This window comes from Sphingobacterium gobiense, assembly GCF_002980575.1.
Classification (GTDB): Bacteria; Bacteroidota; Bacteroidia; order Sphingobacteriales; family Sphingobacteriaceae; genus Sphingobacterium; species Sphingobacterium gobiense.
In genome coordinates, this window is sequence record NZ_PVBS01000002.1 from 413,593 (window position 1) to 436,145 (window position 22,553).

At 43.2% G+C, this 22,553-nt stretch carries 14 protein-coding genes; 7 read left to right on the forward strand and 7 right to left on the reverse strand.

The annotated features are described in order from the left end of the window. Window positions 1-4 precede the first annotated feature (4 nt). Window positions 5-3,112: a ligand-binding sensor domain-containing protein gene (locus tag C5749_RS10910; protein ID WP_105725962.1), complete on the reverse strand. Its 3,108-nt coding sequence runs from the start codon at window positions 3,110-3,112 to the stop codon at window positions 5-7. Between the two features lie 169 nt (window positions 3,113-3,281). Here C5749_RS10910 and C5749_RS10915 point away from each other — a divergent pair, with 169 nt between their 5' ends. From C5749_RS10915 to C5749_RS10945, 7 genes are all read left to right on the forward strand, one after another. Next, window positions 3,282-4,421: an aldose epimerase family protein gene (locus C5749_RS10915; RefSeq protein WP_105725964.1), complete on the forward strand. Its 1,140-nt coding sequence runs from the start codon at window positions 3,282-3,284 to the stop codon at window positions 4,419-4,421. A gap of 373 nt (window positions 4,422-4,794) precedes the next feature. Beyond that, window positions 4,795-6,234, forward strand: coding sequence for an IPT/TIG domain-containing protein (locus C5749_RS10920; protein WP_146113736.1), 1,440 nt, complete (start codon window positions 4,795-4,797; stop codon window positions 6,232-6,234). Between the two features lie 9 nt (window positions 6,235-6,243). Next, complete coding sequence (locus tag C5749_RS10925) at window positions 6,244-9,390, forward strand: SusC/RagA family TonB-linked outer membrane protein (RefSeq protein ID WP_105725968.1); 3,147 nt, start codon at window positions 6,244-6,246, stop codon at window positions 9,388-9,390. 12 nt (window positions 9,391-9,402) lie between these two features. After that, the gene (locus C5749_RS10930; RefSeq protein WP_105725970.1) at window positions 9,403-11,481 is read left to right on the forward strand and encodes a RagB/SusD family nutrient uptake outer membrane protein; all 2,079 of its coding nucleotides are present in this window, start codon (window positions 9,403-9,405) and stop codon (window positions 11,479-11,481) included. A gap of 21 nt (window positions 11,482-11,502) precedes the next feature. Further along, complete coding sequence (locus C5749_RS10935) at window positions 11,503-12,492, forward strand: DUF4973 domain-containing protein (RefSeq protein ID WP_219847966.1); 990 nt, start codon at window positions 11,503-11,505, stop codon at window positions 12,490-12,492. Between the two features lie 86 nt (window positions 12,493-12,578). Beyond that, window positions 12,579-14,237, forward strand: coding sequence for a family 43 glycosylhydrolase (locus tag C5749_RS10940; RefSeq protein WP_105725974.1), 1,659 nt, complete (start codon window positions 12,579-12,581; stop codon window positions 14,235-14,237). Window positions 14,238-14,267: 30 nt separating this feature from the next. Further along, the gene (locus C5749_RS10945) at window positions 14,268-15,248 is read left to right on the forward strand and encodes a glycoside hydrolase family 43 protein (protein ID WP_105725976.1); all 981 of its coding nucleotides are present in this window, start codon (window positions 14,268-14,270) and stop codon (window positions 15,246-15,248) included. Here the strand turns inward: C5749_RS10945 and C5749_RS19535 are convergent. From C5749_RS19535 to C5749_RS10970, 6 genes are all read right to left on the reverse strand, one after another. Continuing rightward, entirely contained in the window at window positions 15,189-15,599 is a 411-nt protein-coding gene (locus C5749_RS19535; RefSeq protein ID WP_146113737.1) for a hypothetical protein, read from the reverse strand. The two genes, C5749_RS10945 and C5749_RS19535, sit on opposite strands and share 60 nt — an antisense overlap. Window positions 15,600-15,680: 81 nt before the next feature. Next, on the reverse strand, window positions 15,681-16,787 hold the full coding sequence (locus C5749_RS10950) for a glycoside hydrolase family 88/105 protein (RefSeq protein WP_105725978.1): 1,107 nt from the start codon (window positions 16,785-16,787) through the stop codon (window positions 15,681-15,683). A gap of 35 nt (window positions 16,788-16,822) precedes the next feature. After that, entirely contained in the window at window positions 16,823-17,944 is a 1,122-nt protein-coding gene (locus tag C5749_RS10955; RefSeq protein ID WP_105725981.1) for a glycoside hydrolase family 130 protein, read from the reverse strand. 50 nt (window positions 17,945-17,994) lie between these two features. Next, window positions 17,995-19,101, reverse strand: coding sequence for a glycoside hydrolase family 88/105 protein (locus tag C5749_RS10960; RefSeq protein WP_105725983.1), 1,107 nt, complete (start codon window positions 19,099-19,101; stop codon window positions 17,995-17,997). 24 nt (window positions 19,102-19,125) lie between these two features. Then, window positions 19,126-20,616: a sulfatase family protein gene (locus tag C5749_RS10965; RefSeq protein ID WP_245893725.1), complete on the reverse strand. Its 1,491-nt coding sequence runs from the start codon at window positions 20,614-20,616 to the stop codon at window positions 19,126-19,128. Further along, complete coding sequence (locus C5749_RS10970; RefSeq protein WP_105725985.1) at window positions 20,540-22,552, reverse strand: RagB/SusD family nutrient uptake outer membrane protein; 2,013 nt, start codon at window positions 22,550-22,552, stop codon at window positions 20,540-20,542. The genes C5749_RS10965 and C5749_RS10970 overlap by 77 nt, the downstream gene beginning before the upstream one ends. Between the last annotated feature and the right edge of the window lies 1 nt (window position 22,553).

Below are 22,553 nucleotides of genomic sequence, written 5' to 3' on the forward strand. Positions count from 1 at the left end.
GCATTTATAATGGTATCTCTAAAACAAATATATTCAAATTTTCTGAATTCTTTTTATAAACTAATGTGCCACCATGCAAAGAAGTAAATGAATAAGCCAGTGCCAGCCCGAGTCCCGATCCTTTAACGCGATAGTGCGTACTGGCGCGCTGAAATGGTTCGAAAATCTGTGTTTTCTCCTCGTCGGACAATACCATGCCGTCGTTTTTGATTTCCAGACAGAAATGGGTGTCGTCTGTTTTCTTGTAGAGGTTGATGTGAACTTCTTTTTCGGCATATTTGAATGCATTCGATAAGAGATTAGAAATAATCTTATACATCGCTTCAATATCTATATTCGCTTCCAGCTTTCGATCCAGTGATTTGGACACCTTAATTTTTTTACTCTCTATGAAGGGGGCGAAATCTTGTAAACATATCAGAATGAGGGAGCTTACCGATTGTTTTCTTAGCTTTAGTGAAAATTCGTTACTCTCTACTTTTCTAAAATCCAGTAGGTTATCTGTCATGGAGAGCAGTTTTTCTGTATTTTGATGAATCGTTTTTAACCACTTTTCTGACTTTTTAGGTTCCGTGCCCAACATTATTTTTTCAAGTGGTGCTTTGATCAACGTCAAGGGTGTTTTAATATCGTGGGTTATCTGCATGAAAAAGTCCATCTTAGCCTTGTAAAGTTCTTTTTCCTTATGTGCTTTAATTTTCTCTAGTCGTTGCCTGTTCTTTTCTTTCATTTTTTGATCATACCAATAGAGCACCATACCTATTAACCCCAGGGAGAACAAGGTATAAATAATGTAAGCTGGAACACTAGCCCAAAAGGGCGGAAGTATGACGATTTCTAACGACTTTATTTTTGAAATAGGCGTCTTGTTGGCGTCGGCAGCCATAACCTCGAACGTATATTTCCCGGGCGGAATTTTGGTGAAATTTGCTTTGGTGTTGTTCCGCAAAAAGGTCCAGGTAGTATCTAGTCCAACTAATCTATATAGATAGGATGTCGAATTTGCCGATGCAAAATTTAACGCAACAAAATCAAGGCTAACGGTGGACTCATCGTATTTCAGTTTTATTTTTTCCGTATAAAGGATAGATTTGGAGAGTGCACTGGTTTTGTCTACTATCGCCAACTCTTGCTGGTTTGTTTGGATACCTGTAATGTAGATGGGGGTATCGAAATCTGTTTTGTAAAGATCGGTGGCGGATGACGGGTTGAACCTGATCAGCCCTTTGGATGCTCCAAAATAAAGTAAACCCTTAGAGTCCTTGAAGGCAGAGTTATAATTGAATTGAAGATCCAATAACCCATGTTCTAAATTATACGTGTCGATTCTGTGTGAAAGGATATCCATCTTGACCAACCCTTTTGTTGTCGATATCCAAAGGTTTCCAGCACCATCTTCTTGCATAGCTAAAATAAGGTTGCTCGGCAAGCCGTCTTTTGAAGTGAAACGTTTAAAAGACTGCTTTCTTTTGTCGTAAATGCATAAGCCACTCTCTGTTGCTACCCAAATTTGGCCCTTTGAGTCTTGAAACACGCGATTCACGCGGTTGCTGCTAATCGAGAACGGATTTTTGGGGTCATGTATAAATCGTGTGGGTTTACCTTCCCCAGAACGAAGCATATACAGCCCGTCGCGCCACGTGGTGAACCACAGTGTATGCTCTTTGTCCTCAAAGATAGACGTAAAAAAAACATGACCAGGAACGCCTTTAAAGGGAATGAACTGATTCTCTCCGGGAATAAATTGAAAAATCCCTGGCGCAGTTGCTAATAAAATTTCCCCTTTCGATGTCTTGTAAATATGATAGATGAAGTTGCTTTTGAGGGCTTGATTGGTATTGTTGGAATCAAAATGCTTTATTACTTTCTTTTCTCGTATATCGATAACATCAAGTCCTTGAAAAAACGTGCCGATCAGTAAGCTGTCTCCTGTAATGAGCAAACCGTGTATATTGGTATGCGCCAAGCCATCTTCTGATCCGAAATTGATAAAACTATTTGCTTTTTGATTCCAGTAGGTCAATCCTTGGTCCTCCGTCCCAATCCAAAGATTTTGTTGTTTATCCTCCACAATTTCTCTAACAGCGTGTCCTCCAATAGAATTCGGTGAGTTCCGGGGAAATATCTTTTCGAATAGATTATGTTGTGGATGGTAATAGTTTATCCCACCAAAAAAAGTACCAATCCATATCCCGTCTTGGTTGTCTTTCATAACCGAATAAATGGCATTGTCCGATAGGCTCCACGGATTATCTTTTTCGTGCTGTATATGGGTTGTTTTATGGGTATTGATTTCATGCACGAATAGTCCACTCTCTGTCCCAATCCATAGCTGGTTTTTATTTATTTGAGCTATTTCTCGTACATACAGGGGCTTATTGCCGATGTTTTTGACCATGTGTTGGGTTTCTTTGCTGTCTCTGCTCCACTTGTAAACCCCATGATGAGATGTTCCGATCCAAATGTTGTTATTGTCGTCTACAAACAGTTCTTCCACTCCACCCGTGAATTGCCTACCATTAGAAAAAGTATACTCCTTCCCGCTGCTTACATGGCAAATGCTTTCCTTTAATCCAATCCAGACGTCGTTATTTTGATCAATACAGAAGGCGTGCGTTTTTTCCTTCCACCGTTCGGCGTAGGTTTTATCTACTTGTTGTGTCTTTGGATTGTATTTATGCAGGCTGCTATTGGAAATAAACCAGATATTTCCCTGACGGTCTTCCGAGATCTGTAAGCTTTCACTTTTATAGACCTTATCAAAAAGGGAAAATTCCTCCTGCTGTGGGTCATAGATATAGATCCCTTGGTCGGTACCCACCCAAATCTCGTTTGTTTCACGGACCATAAGGCTGTGGATCAGGTTGCTCCCTAAACTTTTTTCGTTTTCTGATTCATGGAAAAAGTTTTTGAATCGATACCCGTCAAATCTGTTCAATCCATCCCGAGTACCAAACCAAATAAATCCGTCTTTATCTTGTACACTGCATAACACGGCGTTATTTGATAATCCCCTATTGACCTGAAAATGATTGAAATAATGAGGGGTTGCTCCGTTAAGGAACGTATAGAAAAAACACAGCGATAGAAACAACCAACATTTTGCTGACATGTAAACAGGTTTATCTTATAAAAGTAGGAGAATTTATATAAAGGACAAGTTGGATGTAAAATAAATTTTCTATTGAGACAAATTCGTGTTTTATTGATACGATTTCGATCGTTATGCTAGGCATTTTCGATATATTTGAAGTTCAAATAAACCTTGTTACAGCACAGCCATGAAAAATACGCCGTTACTTATCGTCCTCTTATCAGCTTTATTAGGCTCTTGCAAAGATACGTACCAGGAGAAAACCGCTTCTAATCTTGAACGAAAGAACTTTCAAAGTCATGTAAACGGTAAAGAGACCGATTTATTTACCTTGAAAAATAAATTGGGCGCAGAGATTTGTATCACAAATTACGGTGGCCGTATCGTCTCGCTGATGGTCCCAGATCGCGATGGAGTGTTACACGACGTCGTTTTAGGCTTTGATAATATACAAGAATACGTCGATAAACCGTCTTCATTTGGTGCTACCGTGGGTCGGTTTGCCAACAGGATTGCCTATGGGAAATTTATACTGGACGGAGACACTATTTCGCTAGATTTAAATAATGGTGCACATACGATTCACGGCGGAGCAGCGGGCTGGCAAAATCAGATGTTTGATGCCGAACAGCCATCGGATAGTTTACTTGTACTGCGTTATGTGTCGGGAGATGGGGAAGCAGGCTTTCCGGGCGAGGTGCAGGTTAAAGTAAGCTTTAGTTTGAGCGACGACAATGCGTTGAGGATCGACTATTTTGCAGAGACCGATAAGAAAACGGTTATCAATATGACGAACCACAGTTTCTTTAATTTGGCAGGTAATCCAGAGAATACCGTATTAGACCACGTTCTTTTGGTTAATGCAGACGCTTATACACCACTGGATAGCCAACTCATCACAATTGGGGCATTAGAAAAAGTGGCCAATACCCCGTTCGATTTTACAAACGCTGTTTCGGTCGGGACTGCCTTGGCGCGTGATAGTTCGCATGAACAGTTGCAACGCGCACAAGGTTTTGACCATAATTACGTTCTGCAGACGAAAAGTAAATTGGAAACCCCCGCAGCCCAGGTATACGCCCCCACTACAGGTATCTCGCTTGATGTGTATACGACAGAGCCGGGCCTGCAGGTATACACGGGCAATATGTTGGACGGCTCGCGAAAAGGTAAGAAAGGAATAGATTACCATAAACAAACCGGCCTTTGTCTGGAGCCTCAACATTATCCGGATTCACCTAATAAGCCAGCTTGGCCTTCGACGGTGTTGGAACCCGGAGAACAATATACGAGCACTACGATTTATCAATTTGGTATAAAAGAATAAAGTCTTTTATCTAAGTATAAAATGGGCCATGTGGTTAATCTACATCGCCCATTTTTTTGTTTGTAACATATTGAAAAACAACTGCCCGGTGTTTTAAAATCACTGATATTAAATGATACAATAATGCAAAAAAATGAGACAATTTAACAGATTATTTCTATCGTCTTTCTCTAACATTGTATCAGCAATTAGAAATCGAAATTGGTGAAGATGAAGTAAAGCCGACTAACTAGGTAAATCTAAGAATCTCACTTTTTTAAATAAACATAAACATTGCATCAGCACGATTAAAAATGGTTTTTTTACTCCGTGCCAACCGTTGATTGTAACGCTAACAATTAAAAGAAAAATTTTAACCAATATAAAAACGTATATGAAAGTAGAGAAAATGAGTAAGAGATGGAAGCCCTTCCATGGGATATGGCTTGCCTTGATTATGCTTTGCTTCGTGCAGTGTAAAGAGAGTAGTGATGAAGATTCTGTCGTAGATTTTGATCCTTCGAAACCGATCACCGTGACGGATTTTCTTCCGAAAGAGGGGGGCGCAGGGAGCAATTTGATCCTTTATGGTGATAATTTCGGTAGCGATCGTTCCCGCGTCAAAGTAGTTATCGGTGGCAAGCAAGCGCCAGTTATTAATGTGAAAAATGGCACGATGTATTGTACGGTCCCACAGGGAGCCTTTGACGGAGATATAAAGATTTCCGTATTGGATAGAGAGGGAGAGGAGGTGGCGCGTACTGAGGCCAAGGACGTGTTTGTCTATATAAAGAAATTGTTGTCTTCTACCCTTGCAGGACAATTTTATGAGGTGACCAACCAATTTGAAGAAAAGGAAGGGCCATTTGACGATTGTGGCGGATTTAATAATATAAACTGGTTTTCATTTGACCCACAAAACCCAAACCACATGTATGTTATGGCGGAGGGTTCGAATGCGAGGCTGGTCGATTTGGAGAACGAGTACGTCAGTTATTTCCGCACCGGACTGTCAAGAGTAAGCTCTATGGCATGGCGAATTGACGGCAATCAAGATATGATTTTACCTGATAATCATGCGAGTGATACCAGGGTGGCCCATCATATTTTCTCCAGAGCCAATGGCTTTGCAGCACCGGGAAATCCCATCCTTGTAAATGCACGCGGCGTGAATGGCGTGATGGTTCATCCCACAAATGGGGAATTGTATTATGGTGGTTTCCGTGCGAACAGCGTATTCCGGTACGACTTTGAGGAACAGAAAGTAGTAGCGGCCTTCCCAAGTGCGTATTCTGCCAATGCGATCTATATGGTTGTGCACCCTTCGGGAGACTATGCGTATCTAACTAATTTTGAACGGCATTATATTATGAAGTCTGAATACGATTACGAACGTAAAACGTTCAAAAACCCTTATCCTGTCGCGGGAATGCCAGGCCAAAGAGGATATGCAGATGGCGTGGGTACTTTTGCACGCATAGATAATCCTGTACAGGGGGTTTTCGTGAAGAATCCGGATTACGAAGGACAAGGGGGGGAACAGTACGATTATTATTTCTGTGATATGGGTAATCATGCTATCCGGAAGGTGACGCCAGAAGGTCGGGTGACTACTTTTGCCGGACGAGGTAATAACGGTACTGCTGGCTATGCCAATGGCGATTTACGTGCGGAAACACGTTTCGATCAGCCTAGAGCTATTGCGTATGACGAAGCACGCGAGTGTTTTTACATAGGAGAGCGTGGTAAAAATAAAGTCATCCGGAAAATCGCGCGAGAAACCGAAGACGATGCAATTTCTGACAATGAAGAAGAGTCGACAGACAACGATTAACGATAAATTATGAAGAAGAACTTAATATTATTATATCTCATCTTTTTGTGTACCTTCCTTATCTCCTCCGCACAGGAGCAAGCAGTTCAAGAGGAGGTAACGATAACAGGGGTCGTCACAGATGAAGGAAAGAATCCGCTGATTGGTGTAAATGTGTCTGTTAGTAATGCCCCAGGAATGGGTGCGATTACCGATGTCGATGGACGTTATAGCCTAAAATTAAAACGTTATCAAACGTTAGTTTTTACCTACATCGGATACGATAAGGTCGAAGTACTGTTGAAAGAGCAGTCACAAGTTAATGTCGTGATGAAAGAATCCGATGCCAGTGTAATCAACGAGGTCGTCGTAACCGCTACAGGAAATGAACGTCGAATAGCGGTGACAGGTGCGATCACAACGGTAGACGTGGAGCGGCTGAAGAATAATCCATCAACATCGATGGCAGATGCTTTGGCTGGCGAGGTGCCTGGAATCATGGCGATGCAATCCTCGGGTAGGCCGGGCGAAGTTTCCGACTTCTGGATTCGTAGTATTTCCACGTTTGGGGCTAGTAGTGCCGCGTTGGTTTTAGTAGATGGTTTTGAGCGGGATATGAACGAAATCAATGTGGAAGATGTCGAGTCTTTCACCGTACTCAAGGATGCTTCTGCCACCGCCATTTATGGAAGTCGCGGTGCGAACGGAGTTGTGCTGATCAATACGAAGAAAGGGAAGGATGGCAAGGTAAACATCAATGCACGCGCGGAAGGTTTTTACAGTCAATTTACCAAACTGCCCGATTTTGTTGATGGTTATACGTACGCATCCATGGCCAACGAGGCGAGAACGACAAGAAACCAAGAGCCATTTTATTCTCCAACAGAATTGGAGCTTCTACGGCATGGGTTAGATACGGATCGTTTTGCCGATGTCGATTGGATGGATGTTTTAATGCGGGATGCAGCTTGGAGCAAGCGTAGCGTACTGAGTTTTAGTGGCGGTGGTAAGACAGCAAGGTATTATGTTTCCGGCAGTTATCAGGATCAGCAAGGGATGTACAAAATTGATGAAGCGTTAAAAGATTATAATACCAATGCGGGCTTTAAACGATATACCTATCGACTAACAGTTGATATGGATATTACCAAAACTACTTTGTTACGGGCAGGGGTTTCAGGCTCCCTACGTACGCAAAACGACCCCGGAGTAGGAAGCAATGCAATCTGGACAGCTTTAATGGGATACAACCCGATTATGGAACCTTTGATGTATTCTAATGGTAAGATACCGGCATTTGGTGACGATAACGGTGATCGTTTTAATCCGTGGGTGCAGGCTACCATGACCGGGTACAATGAGAATTGGCAAAACAATATCCAGACGACGCTAAATTTAGAGCAAAACTTGAATTTTATCACACCGGGTCTTCGCTTTATAGGACGTTATGGTTACGATACCAAGAATTGGAATAATATCAGACGCTACAAATTTCCAGAACTATGGAAGGCAAATCGTTACCGGGATGTAAATGGCGATTTATTATTTGAGCGCATAAAAGAGGAGCAACTGATGACCCAAACATCGGGTTCAGATGGTGAAAGACGGGATTTTTTCGAATGGGATTTAATCTATAACAAGGGGATTGGTAAACATAATTTTGGCGCGATAGCTAAATATATGCAATCCTCACTGGTATTTACCCAGGGAATCGGATCTGACTTGAAAAATGGTATTGCACGGCGGATACAGGGGTTGTCGGGAAGAGTAAACTACAATTTTGATCAACGCTATTTCGTAGACTTTAACTTTGGATACACGGGATCTGAAAATTTCCATCGGGACTATCGCTTTGGCTTCTTTCCCGCTTTTTCCGGCGCATGGAATGTGGCGGAAGAACCATTTCTTAAGGATGCGGATTGGGTGGATATGTTTAAGATTAGGTATTCGCACGGTAAAACAGGAAACGATCGGTTAGGGTTCGGTAATGGAGTGCGTTTTCCTTATTTATATAACATTGAAACGATATACGCCAGAAATGATGCAGGCCAGATTATTTATGACAACGGTATCCCAAGGCCAGCAGGCGGCTATAATTTTGGCGATTATACCGCAGACAATATCTGGTCAGGTATGCGCTACACATCGATATCTTCTCCTGACGTCTCTTGGGAAATAGCAACAAAGAAAGATCTAGGTATTGATTATTCGTTTCTGAATGATCGCATTAATGGTGTCGTGGATTTCTTTTATGAAAAACGGGAGGGAATTTATATGCAACGTAATTTTCTGCCGGGCTATGTGGGGCTGGAAAATGGGACAAATCCTTCCGCTAATGTTGGGGCGGTCGAAGCTCGCGGCTTCGATGGTCATATTGCTTTCAAACAAAAGGTGAATGCTGTGGATTTTACACTGCGGGGTAACATCACCTACAGTAAAAACGAAATCTTAGAAAGAGACGAGCAGAACACCATTTATGATTATTTACTGGATAAAGGGCATCGTGTCGATCAGGCGCGGGGATTGATAGCACTAGGTCTTTTTAGGGATTACGATGACATCCGTAATAGTCCAAGACAAACCTTTGGCGAAGTTATGCCGGGTGATATCAAATACAAAGATATCAATGGTGATGGAGTTGTAGACAATGCAGATATCGCGTCCATCGGGGCAACTACACGACCAAATTTAATCTATGGTTTCGGGGTTTCAGCCAATTGGAAAGGCATTGACATCAACGTACACTTTCAGGGAGCGGGAAAATCCAGCTATTTTATTGAAGGCACTTCGGTGTACATGTTTCAGCTAGCTAGCGGCTGGGGGAATATACTCAATGATCTCGCGCAAAGCAACCGTTGGATATTAGGCGAAAATGAAGATCCAAATGCAGAATATCCGCGGTTAAGTCAAGGTGGCAATTCCAATAATTATCGCAGGTCCACGTTTTGGATCAGAGATGGTTCGTACATACGTTTAAAGCGGTTAGACATCGGGTATTCTTTGCCAAAAGCGCTGGTGAGCAGAATACGTGTGAATAATGCACGGCTTTTCTTTGCAGGTACAAATTTATTAACATTTTCACCTTTTAGTCTGTGGGATCCTGAATTGGGGAACCCGACTGGAAAAGTGTATCCGTTAAGTAAAACCTTGGCTTTTGGTGTAACCGTTAATCTATAACGAAATAAAAAAATGAAAAGAATAACTATACTATTATCCGTTGTTGGGCTAATCCTTATTGCCGGCGGATGTAAAAAATATTTAGATTCAGATTACCTCTTTGATGAGCGCATGACGACAGAGGATGTATTTAGCAACCGGGATTATACCGAAAGATGGCTCGCGCGTGCTTATTATTTTCTGGGAACCAATGCCATGCAGGATGTCAGCAGTAAAAAGTCGGTGATGTTCAATTTCGCCGACGATATGTATTACGGCGATGAGAATGATGAATACGCGCGGTGGCGGAAAGGACAATATGACGAAAACGGGCTTAGTGGAGAGAATAAAGGGATTTGGAGCACCGGTTACCAAGGCATCCGACAGGCAACGGTTTTTATAAATAATATCTATTTAAATCAAGAATTTTCAGATTTTGAACGCGAAGACTTGAAGGCACAAGCACGTTTTCTGAGAGCCTATTTTTACTGGGTACTGCTTCGTACTTTTGGTCCTGTCCCGATACTTCCTGATGAAGGAATTGATTATACCAAAAGCTACGATGATATCGCCTTACCGCGAAATACATACGAAGAATGTATTAATTACCTCGCAGGTGAATTGGTTGAGGCAGCTAAAGCACTTCCGATGAGCCGTGGTATACAACAGATTGCCAAACCTACGCGTGGAGCAGCCTTAGCGCTCCGAGCAAGAGTGTTGCTGTTTGGTGCAAGCCCTCTTTACAATGGAAAGGCACCGGCCGATGTCGCGGCGGCATTGGTAGACAAGCAAGGAAAACCACTATTGTCGACGACTTATGATGAGTCCAAATGGGCCCGTGCGGCCGCCGCGGCAAAAGATGTGATGGATCTTGGTCGTTATCAGCTATATGTTTCTTACAGAAGGACTACAGGTGATATCGCTTATCCTGCAACCGTTACACCACCACATGACGCACAGTTCTCCGACAATAATTGGCCCATGGGCTGGCGTGATATCGACCCTTTCGAATCGTATAGGTCGTTGTTCAACGGAACTGTTCCTGCTTTTCAAAATCCGGAATTGATTTTTACACGTGGGCAGAACCAAGGTGGCGAAAACATCAAAGTAATGGTGATGCACCAATTGCCAAGATTAGAGGGCAAGGGATACAATTCCCATGGTATGACACAAAAACAAGTGGATGCTTACTACATGAACGATGGAAAAGATATACCCGGAATGAATAATATGTATGCAGGCAGGGCGAATTATGAAGGGCGATACAATACCGAAGCTCGGCCGTCCGGTCTAGTTAAACAAGAGGAACTTTCTAACTATCCCGAATTGGGTCCTTTGGGAGTAGATGTACACAAACAATATGTTCAACGGGAACCCCGTTTCTATGCCTCTGTTGGTTATAATGGCGCTACATGGCACCTATTGAACGGAGAAGCGAGTAGAGAAGAGGTCAACAATGTGCAGGTATTTTACTATCGTGGATATGCCAATGGTTATAAAAATACGACCTATTGGCCGAGAAGTGGTGTTGGCATTAAGAAATATGTGCACCCAAATGATATTAGTAACACGACCGTTACTTCGTATGACGACTCGCGTATCGAAGATAAACCTGACCCAGCCATTCGGTATACAGAGGTGTTGTTGATCTATGCAGAGGCGTTAAATGAATTGAATGGAAGCCATACAGTTGAAGCGTGGGATGGAAGTAAAACGCATACCATCTCGCGAAGTGTTGCAGAAATGAAACAAGGGATTCAGCCTGTTCGGATTCGTGCGGGTGTACCAGATTATTCGGAAGAAGTTTACAATGACGCAGATAAGTTCCGTATAAAATTAAAACGAGAGCGACAGATCGAGATGTTTGCTGAAGGGCATCGTTACTTTGATTTACGTCGATGGGCCGATGCACCGGATGAGGAATCGGCACCCATATACGGTTGTAACGCATTGGTAACAGATGATAGGAAGGAACTTTTCCATACGCCGGTAGCTATTCCGTCGTTACCTTCCATCTTTACATTGAAAATGTGGTTTTGGCCGATCCATTGGGATGAGTTGAGAAGAAATAAAGAACTGACGCAAAATCCAGGCTGGACAATGCCGGAATAATAAACTTATAATCTTGGAGATATGATGAAGAATATATATATGCTGTTTTTAGCTATCACGGGCTTAATCAGTTTCGTGTCTTGCAACAATGAATGGGAAGACGAACAGTATGAACAGCTGGTTTCCTTTAAAGCGGAACCGAATACGCAAGGGGTGGCTTGGACATACGTCCGTTATAAGCCAGACGGAATAGTGAAGTTCGACCTACCGATCATGATTAGCGGTTCTACACCGAATACACAGGATCGTGTTGTCCGTATCGGTTTAGATCGAGATACCTTAGCGACGCTCAACCGCGAGCAGTTCGGACATCGGGAAGAGTTGTTTTTCCGTGAATTACCGAGTAGTTTCTATAGTATGCCCGAAACGGTTACCATACCGGCAGGGGAAAGTCTAGTTACAATACCTATCGAGTTTTCCTTGGCAGACATCGATGAAGTGGAAAAATGGGTACTACCACTTCAGATCCTCGAGGATCCATCAGGAAATTATCAAGTGAATCCGCATAAACATTATAAACGCGCTATGCTGCGGATTACGCCCTTCAACACGTATTCGGGAGCTTATAGCGGGAGTTTTTATAAAATATTTCTGGAAGACGATAAGAACGAAGCTTTAACCATAAATGAGCACCGGGCCTACGTCGTTGACGAAGAAACAATTTTCTTTTATGCCGGTACACGAGATGTCGATTTCCTAGATCGTAAGTACTATAAAGTATTCGTTAAATTTTTAGATGACGGGCAGCTGGAAGTATGGAGCGATAATGCGGAAAACAATGCGTTTAAGATCGACGATGCACAACCTACTTACTATACCATGGAAGAAGAATGGGATGCCGTCAAGCCGTATTTAAAGCATGTTTATATTACGCTTTCATTTGCCTATTCATTTGAAGATTACACGGCAATACCTGGTTTACGTGTAAAGTATTCTACAGAGGGTACGCTGTCTATGCAGCGTGATTTGAACACACTTATTCCCGATGAGGATCAACAGATTCAGTGGTAAAGAATCATGCTGTTGATCTATAGGACTATACATTGAAATAGTATAGTCCTATATCACTATTTCTAAATTAATTTTCAAGAACCTATATGAAAAAATCAAAACGACTATTAGCCGGATACCTTATTGTAATGGCTTTTTCGCTCATGAACATCGCCTGTAAGGAATCAGAAAATAAGATTAAAGATGGTGAAATCACGCAATTCGTGGTCTGGGATCAAAACTCCACAAAGCACGAACTTCATGTAAATAATGTTAAGAACATTATCAGCAATAAAGAAACCTTCCCTGTCAATGTAAACCTTTCACGTCTGGTAGCAGAATTCAAGACCAACTATGAAAGTGTAATACTGAAGGTTGACGATGCGCTGCAGCAAAGTGGCAAGACACGAAATGATTTTACGAAAGAAGTTGTGTATGATCTGTATGTTGGCGATGCGAAGCAACGTTCGTATACGGTTCTTATTACCAAAGGGGTATTAGCTAATTCGTTTCAAAGCTTCAGCTTTAACGAAAAAGAAATGGAAAATTATCAGCCTATTATAAACGAAGAAACTGGTGAGATTTCCAATGAAAATGAAATTCCTAAAAACATAAATATCAGCGATTTGGCACCTGTATTCACTTTAATGGAGAGAGGTGCAACCGTCAAGGTAAACGGCGTCAAACAAGTGAGTGGTGTGCAGCGGCACGATTTTAGCAAGCCTATCGTATATACAATTGAGGGCGAGGATGGATCGTCACGCAGTTATACCGTGGATCTAAAACAAGGAGATTTTGTAGCCATTAAGAATCCTGTTATGTCAGGAAGCTATGCAGACCCTACGGTTATCCACGTCGGTAATGAGTTCTATACTTACGTGACTTCTGGCCGTGTCAGAGGTTATCGATCATCCGACCTCTTTAACTGGAGAAGTATCGGGCCACCAAGTGAGGTCTTTACGACAAGGCCTGACTTCGTCGAAGTGGTGAGTGGTAAGGATGCCCCCGGTATGTGGGCGCCTGATATCAATTATTTTGACGGTAAGTACGTCATGTATTATTCCATCTCCCAATGGGGCGAAGGAGCAAAATGTGGTATCGGTGTAGGCGTTTCGAACCTTCCACAGGGACCTTTTGTCCCACCTGCTGGTAACCCCAATGGAAAACTATTTATCAGTACGGAAATTGGTGTACATAATTCCATCGACCCTTGCTTTTACGAAGAAAACGGCAAACGGTATCTTTTTTGGGGAAGTTTCCACGGGCTCTATATGACCGAACTAACGGCCGACGGGATGGCGGTCAAGGATATGGGGCAGAAAACGAAAGTTGCCGGCAAGGCCTTCGAGGCGACGTACATCCATAAGAGAGAAAACTATTACTATCTATTTGCGTCCGTCGGTGGTTGCTGTGATGGGGTAAATAGTTCCTACAAAGTTGTCGTCGGTCGGTCTCAAAATCTAGCGGGGCCTTACGTGAGCCGTGGAGGAGTGGATATGAACACCATTGATGCTTGGGGAGCCACTGGCTTTGACCCGATTGTCTTACAAGGTAATGATACGTATATAGGACCCGGTCATAATGCGCGTATTATTACCGATAAAAATGGGGTAGATTGGATGTTGTATCATAGCTATATTAAAGAAAACAATACGGTTGGTTCTAGGAATTTAATGCTAGGTAAAGTGAATTGGGATAATGACGGTTGGCCTATAGTCGACAATGGGACGCCTTCTCCCATATTAACGGAAATACCAGTTTTTTAGTAAGAGGAAGAATGTAAAAATGTAATTATCATGATCAGTAAATATGTTGCCTTAGCTATAGCGTTATTCTATTCCTGTGAAAGTAATAGTCATTCGAAAGCACCCCTTGAACAAAAAGAGGATACCTTAACCGATGTCGAAATCATCGAAAATAAATTGCCGATTGCAGACCCTTATGTTTTATATCACGGAGGTAAATACTATGCCTACGGTACACGCGTGAATGGTTTTGAAGTTTATATCTCCGAAGATCTGAAGCATTGGAGACGTAGCGCGCATTTAGCATTATCTCCAGCGAATTCCTGGGGCGACCGATGGTTTTGGGCACCTGAAGTTTATTACGTTGAATCAAAAAATAGGTTTTACATGTTCTATTCGGTCGATGAGCATATCTGCGTGGCTACGTCTAGTAGGCCTGAGGGGCCATTTATACAACAAGAAAAAAAGCCAATTGTGACCGAAAAAGCAATTGATACGCATTTTTATATGGATGAGGATGGTACACCATACCTTTACTATGTACGCTTTACGGGAGGTAACGTGATTTGGGTGGCGGAAATGAACGAGGATTTAACAAGTATAAAACCAGAGACGTTGACGGAATGTATTCGTGCGCAAGAACCTTGGGAAAGAAAGCAAGGAACGATTGCGGAGGGACCATCTGTGTTGAAACGCGGTGATACATACTACTTGATGTACTCGGCTAACCATTTCGAGAGTAAAGATTACGCTGTCGGGTATGCCACAGCTACATCGCCTAAGGGACCTTGGAAGAAGTATGAAGGCAATCCTATTTTACGCAGGGATATGCCTGCAGCTACCGGATTGGTGGGTACAGGGCATGGTGCTCCTTTCGTTACACCTGATGGTGGATTTAAATATATCTATCATGCGCACGCCAATGAGAACAGTGTTGGGCCACGTACGTCTTATATCAACGATATGGAATTCTCAGCAGATGGTGTGATTCGTATTTTCGGTGAAGCTATCCATCCGGTGGTGGTGAAATAGTTTGATTCTAAGTGTTTTCACGATAGAGCTTACCTTTAATAAGAAACAGCGTATGACATAACGTCCGTACGCTGTTTCTTTTTGTGATAATTTCAAAGATGCTATTTTGTACATGTACATAGCCCCGCCCACCATGTACTTAACGACTATGTACAGTGACATAATCAACAAAGCAATGTAGTTGTTGGTTTTGAGCAGTGTCAAAATACACTTGTTGCCTGACATGGCGACAATGTCCTTTGAATGATCAATGACCGCACGGGACTGTTCGGAGATGTTCCGTGCGTCGACGACGTTGTCCTTGTAGCTGACGGCAATGTCACGGGACATCGTCAATAGCTCACCTGACATATTAACTATGTCCGGGAACAATGGCAATATGTTCCGTGCGCGCATCAACATGTACAATTACATAATGGATAAGAATCTTTATTACTTCTCCAGCAATGCGTTCACACACCACAAATAGGGGAACTGTCCGTGAAAATCACCTGTCCTGCGCGGACGATCGTAATAATACTGTTTGTCGTTCTTTTTGTTCGTGCCTACACAGACCTCCGATACGCTCCCTTTTTCATCCACATAATCTACCAGTGCTAACCAAGCTTTGCGTGCTGCTGGTGCATATTCTTTTGAATCCAACCAACCTTGTTTTACACCTGTGATAAATGCATAAGCGAACATCGCTGACCCCGATGTCTCCGCCCAACAGTCTGCTTCATCGATCAATTGATTCCACATACCGTTCGGTTGCTGATATTGTTTCAAGCTGGCCATCATCTTACGGTATCCTTCCAAAATACGTGGACGATACTCGCTGTCCTCCGGCAAGTAGCGTAGCAGCTCGGTTACACCTGCGGCCATCCAACCGTTGCCACGTCCCCAGTAGAATGGAACATCCGGCGCGTGGTAAAATAATCCATTCGGGCGTTGCAGTTCATCTAGATAAAGAACCATTTCTTTAGCTGCTCGATCAATATACTTGCGGTCGCCGGTTACTTTGTAGGCTTCGCTCTGCACAATCGTGATCATGTACATGTCGTCTATCCAAAGACGTGTCTGCCAGGAATAGCCCTTGTCTGCCCAAGCTTTTTCTTCCGGTTTCGCATCAGCAGGCACTTCCCATTGGGTGTCTGCATAGGGAAGTCCAAGATCGAAGTAGCGTTTGTCTTCTGTGATGCGGTATAGGGTTAAAGGTAGGCTGCCGAACATATTCAGATCCACGTGGTTCTTAATGGGGAGCAACTCCTTGTCTTTGCCAAACAAGAGTTCAAATCGGTTTTTTAAGTATGTCGTCAGGAGCTCATCCTTCGTTAGTTCTGCAAAATTAAGCCCGCTTTTCCAGTAAAATGTCTGCGGATAACCAATCCATTTGCCGGCATGCAACGCATTGCCCATATACACAAAACGATAGGCGATGAGCTTGCCAACTTCCTCCGGCGAATAGCCCTTCGGAAAATCCGTCAGTTCTTTATGTTGGGCAATAGTGACCTGCAACGAGCAGGCGATTAACAACAAAAGGAATAATTTTTTAAGCATAATATTGATTTTTAATAAATGGATTCTTTATAATTTTAGTTTTTGGGGTCATAAATAGCGACACCTACTTGACTATCAGCACAGCCGTAGTACAAAAACCATTTGTCCTTGAAGTAAGCAAGTCCTTGAATGAAAACTGTACCGTCTGGATATTGGCCACTTTTTTCGAAAGGTTCGGTGGGTACAAAAAAAGGTTTGTCCAGGCGTGCTATAACCTTCGAAGGATTGTCGAGATCAAATAATACCTGGCCTGCGGCATATGTATTGGCCGTATAGTTTGTATCTCTGCCATCGGTCCCTTTATTTTTACCATTGTACAGCACCAAAATGCCTTGTTCGGTCAGGAGAGCAGGAGGGCCGCATTCCGTCATATCGCTGTCGAAGTATCCTTTTCGCGGTGTGACAACTAAATCTAGGTCGCCTTTTTCATCTAAGGTGGGTACCCAATTGATAAGATCGTCCGATGTAGCAATATTCATATAACGCTCGCCCCAATACATCATGTATTTTCCATTGACCTTGGTAATGACCTGCTTACCATGTTCTAATGTCGTTACGACAGAGCCCGATTTGCAGAAGAGATCCTTAAATCTACCGTTATGGGCAGTCTGGAAAGCAGGTCCGTGCTTGGTCCAGTTTTTTAAGTCGCGAGAGGTCGCTACGGCCAAGCGGGCAACCTTTCGGTTCCATTGCGTGTAGAGCATCACATAAAGACCGTCCGCTGTAACAGCGATACGTGGATCTTCACAACCGCCCGGCCATTCATTTTCTTTCTGATCGTCTTCATCTGGATAAAAGACAGGTTTCTTTTCCCGTTTCATGCGTATACCGTCTTTACTTTCGGCAATGCCTAAGCGCGAAGTGCGCTTGCCGATCCCCGTGCCGGATTTGTCTTCGCCACGGTACAGCACATAGATTCGATTTTTCTTTACGACGGCTCCCGGATTGAAAACATCGCTTGCTTCCCAAGCTACTTCTTGTTTGCTCATTGGATCAAAGAAAGTACTTGTCGGATCGGGAGAGATGGCGGGGTTAGCACCTTCTGGTCTGATAAAAGGACCCAATGCCCAATCCGGTAAACCTTGTTGTGCTTCTGCAACTGTTGTAATTAAAAGTAAGTAAGAAATAGCCAGTAGTCTAAAAATACCGAAATTCATACTGTTCATTTATAAAGGAATGATAAAATATGTGTTAGTAATATTTGAAATTATTTCCCCAATAAAGCAGCCGCGCACCATAGATAAGGTGCTTGCCCATGAAGGTCCCCCGGGTTGCGCGGACGATCATAATAGTACTGTTTATCATTCTTCTTGCCTGTACCGATACAGATTTCCGTCACGTTATTACGTTCGTCGATAAAGGGAATCATCGCCAGCCATGCCTTCCGCGCTGCTGGAGCATATTCGGCCGCATCCAACCAACCTTCCTGCACACCAACAATAAAAGCGTAGGCGAACATAGCCGTTCCAGAAGTTTCAGCCCAAAATGTAGGTTCATCGATCAGTTGGTTCCACATGCCGCTGGGTTGCTGGTGTTCTTTCAAGCTTTTCATCATCTTTAAATAGCCTTCCATGATACGTGGACGATCCGGATGATCTTCGGGCATCATACGCATGAGATCGGGCATTCCGACTGCCATCCAGCCGTCGCCACGCGCCCAATAATAGGGTACGTCCGGTGCATGGTAGAACAGTCCGTTTGGACGTTGCAACTCATCCAGATACATCACCATTTCTTTGGCTGCGCGGTCTAGGTATTTCTTGTCGCCGGTCACTTTATAGGCTTCACCCTGGACCACAGTAATCATGTACATATCATCGATCCAAAGACGCGTCTGCCAAGAATAACCTTTATTTGCCCAAGCCTTCTCCTCTGCTTTGGCATTTGCCGGGACTTCCCATTGGGTATCTGCATACTTTAAACCTAATTCTTTGTAACGCTCATCCTTATTGATTTGATAGAGTTTCAGCGCAAGACTTCCGAACATATTGTAATCTACGTGGTTCATTGGTGGTAATAATGATTTTTCATACGTAAAAAATGGCTCGAACTTGTTCTCTAGCTGTTTAATGAGTTTTTTGTCATTTGTTTTCAGAGCGTAGTCTAACGCCCCATTCCAGGCACAGACGCTAGCGTAGTGCATCCATTTCCCTGCATAAAGGTCATGTCGACTACCAACAAAATGATCGGCTAACCGTTTTCCGACTTCCTTCGGTGTTGATCCTTTTGGAAAACTCTTTAATGGATTATCTTGAGCTGCTAATAGTTGAAAGGAACAAACTGTCAAAAACAGTAAAAATGATTTTCTAAACATAAGATGTATTGTTAGTTAATAGATTTAAAACTTTGTATCCATAGCTATACCGGAGTCGCCTTGTTCTTTCATCCAGTTCTGCAGGCGATTTGTGTATTTTCTAACTAATTTCTTATAGGCCAGATTTTCTGCCAGGTTATGTAATTCGCTAGGATCGTTTTGTAAATCGTAGAATTCTACAGCTGGTTTGTGCGAGATGCGGTTTGCTAACCTAGCTGCGTCTTCATCATGCTTTGCTTGGGCTATCCAAGTTGGCCATACCAGTGTCGGGTTTTTATCATTCATCATCCACTTTATCGTATAAGTGGCATCTGGTAGGAGGTTGAGAATTAATTTGTATTTGTTGTCCCGTATACTGCGTATAGGGTATGCTGGACCTTCCGGGATATTATTGTGAATGCCGAAAGCAACATCGCGATGTGGTTTTTCGGGATGTGTTAGTACCTGCTTAAAGCTTTTTCCATCCAAACCGTCAATGGGTTCACCCCCTGCCATATCGACAAGGCTAGGCGTAATATCTTCGTACTGTACGATCGCATCCGTTTCTATTTTAGCCTTCACTTTTTCTGGCCACCGAACAATCATAGCGCTTTTCTGTCCATAATCATATAGACTCCATTTTCCACCGGGGAATTGTGGACCCTGCTCTCCCAGGAAAATAACGATGGTGTTTTTGTCCTGACCTGTCTTTTCTAACATTGCTAAAACATCGCCCACCTGATTATCTAGACGTCGGACTTCTGCTAAGTATTTACAGAATTCCGTACGACTCTGCTCGGTGTCGACCCAATGCGCTGGTAGCGCCAATTCCGCAGGATTAAATTCATTCGGGTCACCGACTGTCCAAGGGGCATGCGGATTGTTGCTCATGATGAACAGACAATAGGGCGAACCTTGCGTGATATAGTGTTGGACACTGTCTAAAAAATAAACATCCGTTGGGGATACACAATTTGGTTCAAAACCATCGATGAGGTCAAAAGGAAAGATGGCTTTTGGTTTCGTCATGTGGTCTTTTCCGGTAAGCCCTACGCGATAACCCAAGTCTCCAAGATAATGTACGATGCTTTTTAGCCCTTTGTTTACCGGCTTATGATTCTGGTATGCGCCGTGCCGAGCAGGGTATAAACCTGTTAATAAGGAAGCTCGCGTAGGAATGCACATAGCTTCCGATGCGATCATGGAATTAAACTTTAACCCTTCTGATGCTAACCGGTCGATGTGTGTAGTCTCCAAATTTTTTCCACCATAACAACTGAGTTGCTGAACATCAAGATCATCTGCCATGATGATGAGGAAGTTGGGCTTGTGGTTTTGCTGGGATGCGTTATAGTAATTTTGTGCGAATGTTGCTTGTAGATGCAATAAATACATAATGACGAACAATAGGCTTTGAAGCCCATTATTCGTTCTGTTAGAAATATTCATATCATAATCATTATTCTCCTGCGCTATCTTCATCGGCAACAGCTTCTTGCCACGTTTCCCATTTAGGTGTTGCCGGATCATAGCCATCGTAACCATAGTTTTGTGCTAAACGTCCCCTGCTATTGGCGGTAATAGCCGAATTAGGTATTGGCCAGTGCATATTTTTCTTGTCCATCCGATAGTGCGGGTTGCTATTTCCTGGAGCATTGATTTGTATGGGACCTTTGTTGTACATGCTATAATGCACGATGCGCTGGTACCAATAGCTGCCCCCGCTAGCATCGGTTCCTTGCTGTTTGTCATAGTTTTCTAGGCTGTATGTATTTCCCCACTCGTCGGGTCTGCCACTATGTGCTAAACACATGGATACCCGCTTTAATTCTACATTACGCCATTCTTCCCAATACAACTCGCGCGCGCGTTCATCCAAGATGTCACCTATCGTGACAGTGCCCGTGTATAGTTCGCTACACTGTGCTCGTTCTCTTATCACATTCAAATCATCCTTAATGGTTGGATCACTCGGGTTGATGTAGAATTTAGCTTCTGCGCGTAGGAGATAGGCTTCTGCCAAACGATAAAGATACCAGTCCGCATGACCGCCGTTGGTAGCACCACGATGTCCATCTGACCCCACGATATTCGCTTCAGCAACAGGGTCATCCAAATATAGCTTATAATGTGGTACATCGAACCAGCGACGGATTGTGTCGCTACATAAAAGTCTCCCATTGTTATCAAAGAGAGTGAGTGGATTACCAAATTCTGACGATTCTTTGTTGTTCACTCGGTAATCTTCCATCCGAATCCAGTTGCCTGCTTCGGAGCTGTGCCGTAAATCTGTCTCATCCATCGTACCATTTACCTGCCATAAGTTGGTCATATGAAAGCGTGTCGGACGAAAAGTTGCGATACCACGTCCAAAAGCGCGCATATAATCGTATTGGGGGTTATAGTCGGCCGTGTTACGACGGATATTCATCAGCGCCTGTCGACCGTCTTTGGCCTGCACTCTGTTGTCGAAAACGAACGGGTATAGGATGCGCATGGTCAGTAATTTGACAAAAGATTCTGCCTCTGCTCCGCGATTGGGCATACCCATAATAAGCTCCTGGTTAGATGAGATCAACTTGTTCTCGGATCGATGTAAATCCCAGATGACGTTTCGGGTGATCTGCCATGTTTCCGGCTCTCCGCCTTCGTTAAAAGTGCCGAAGGTGTTGGTCATGAGGCTGTATCCTGACTGGTCAATCAGGATGTCCGTTTGTTCTTTTGCTTTTTCATATTCGCCGATTGCTAGGTAGCACTTTGCTAAAAGCATCCGGCAGGCCCCTTTATTGACCATGCCGATGAGTCCGATCTCGCTTTGTTCAGGAACCCATTCTACGGCAAATTCCATTTCGCGGGTAATCATTTCCAATATAGCCTCGCGTTTGGTACTCCGGTAATTTTGTTTGGGCACTTCCAGTAATTTGGTCACAAGTGGTACATCGCCATATTGGAACACCAAAGCCATGTAGCGAAAAGCACGATGGAAGTAAGCCTGTCCTTTAAATCTATTTTTGGTAGCTTCATCTAATTCCTCTACGTCGTCCACATAATGAAGTATAGTGTTTGCATTTCTAATTCCTTTGTAGGTTTCGTCCCAAAAGTACCAAAGGCTATTGGTCCTGTTAAGATCTTGATGTGTTCCATCGTCGCTGGTCGGTGTAAGCATATTCGCAATATCAGCGAACATATTGCGCTTGTCGGTAGCTCCGGCGACCATCAGCTCAGAAAAGATATATTCTGTGCCAAGTGAGAGCATTTCGTTGTGATCGGTTGTCCAGTACAGTTTGAGGTGACGGTCGCAAATAGCCAGTGTTGCCTCTATTCCCGATCTTGTACTAAAGGTGGTATTGGGTTCGTAAAAAGATAGTGGGTCTGGATTCAAAAAATCCCGCGAACAGCCACTACTCAATAGTACGCCGACGATCATCAGTACCAATTTTCCACGATTTAAATATGGTATTATCTTCTTCATA

Excerpts from the sequence above, each read along its gene's own strand:
- C5749_RS10930 (WP_105725970.1), top strand. The coding sequence starts at position 9,403 with ATGAAAAGAATAACTATACTATTATCCGTTGTTGGGCTAATCCTTATT.
- C5749_RS10965 (WP_245893725.1), bottom strand. The coding sequence starts at position 20,616 with ATGGCTATGATCCGGCAACACCTAAATGGGAAACGTGGCAAGAAGCTG.
- C5749_RS10955 (WP_105725981.1), bottom strand. The coding sequence starts at position 17,944 with ATGAATTTCGGTATTTTTAGACTACTGGCTATTTCTTACTTACTTTTA.
- C5749_RS10920 (WP_146113736.1), top strand. The coding sequence starts at position 4,795 with ATGAAAGTAGAGAAAATGAGTAAGAGATGGAAGCCCTTCCATGGGATA.
- C5749_RS10960 (WP_105725983.1), bottom strand. The coding sequence starts at position 19,101 with ATGTTTAGAAAATCATTTTTACTGTTTTTGACAGTTTGTTCCTTTCAA.
- C5749_RS10910 (WP_105725962.1), bottom strand. The coding sequence starts at position 3,112 with ATGTCAGCAAAATGTTGGTTGTTTCTATCGCTGTGTTTTTTCTATACG.
- C5749_RS10935 (WP_219847966.1), top strand. The coding sequence starts at position 11,503 with ATGATGAAGAATATATATATGCTGTTTTTAGCTATCACGGGCTTAATC.
- C5749_RS10950 (WP_105725978.1), bottom strand. The coding sequence starts at position 16,787 with ATGCTTAAAAAATTATTCCTTTTGTTGTTAATCGCCTGCTCGTTGCAG.
- C5749_RS10925 (WP_105725968.1), top strand. The coding sequence starts at position 6,244 with ATGAAGAAGAACTTAATATTATTATATCTCATCTTTTTGTGTACCTTC.
- C5749_RS10940 (WP_105725974.1), top strand. The coding sequence starts at position 12,579 with ATGAAAAAATCAAAACGACTATTAGCCGGATACCTTATTGTAATGGCT.
- C5749_RS10970 (WP_105725985.1), bottom strand. The coding sequence starts at position 22,552 with ATGAAGAAGATAATACCATATTTAAATCGTGGAAAATTGGTACTGATG.
- C5749_RS10915 (WP_105725964.1), top strand. The coding sequence starts at position 3,282 with ATGAAAAATACGCCGTTACTTATCGTCCTCTTATCAGCTTTATTAGGC.
- C5749_RS10945 (WP_105725976.1), top strand. The coding sequence starts at position 14,268 with ATGATCAGTAAATATGTTGCCTTAGCTATAGCGTTATTCTATTCCTGT.
- C5749_RS19535 (WP_146113737.1), bottom strand. The coding sequence starts at position 15,599 with ATGTCAGGTGAGCTATTGACGATGTCCCGTGACATTGCCGTCAGCTAC.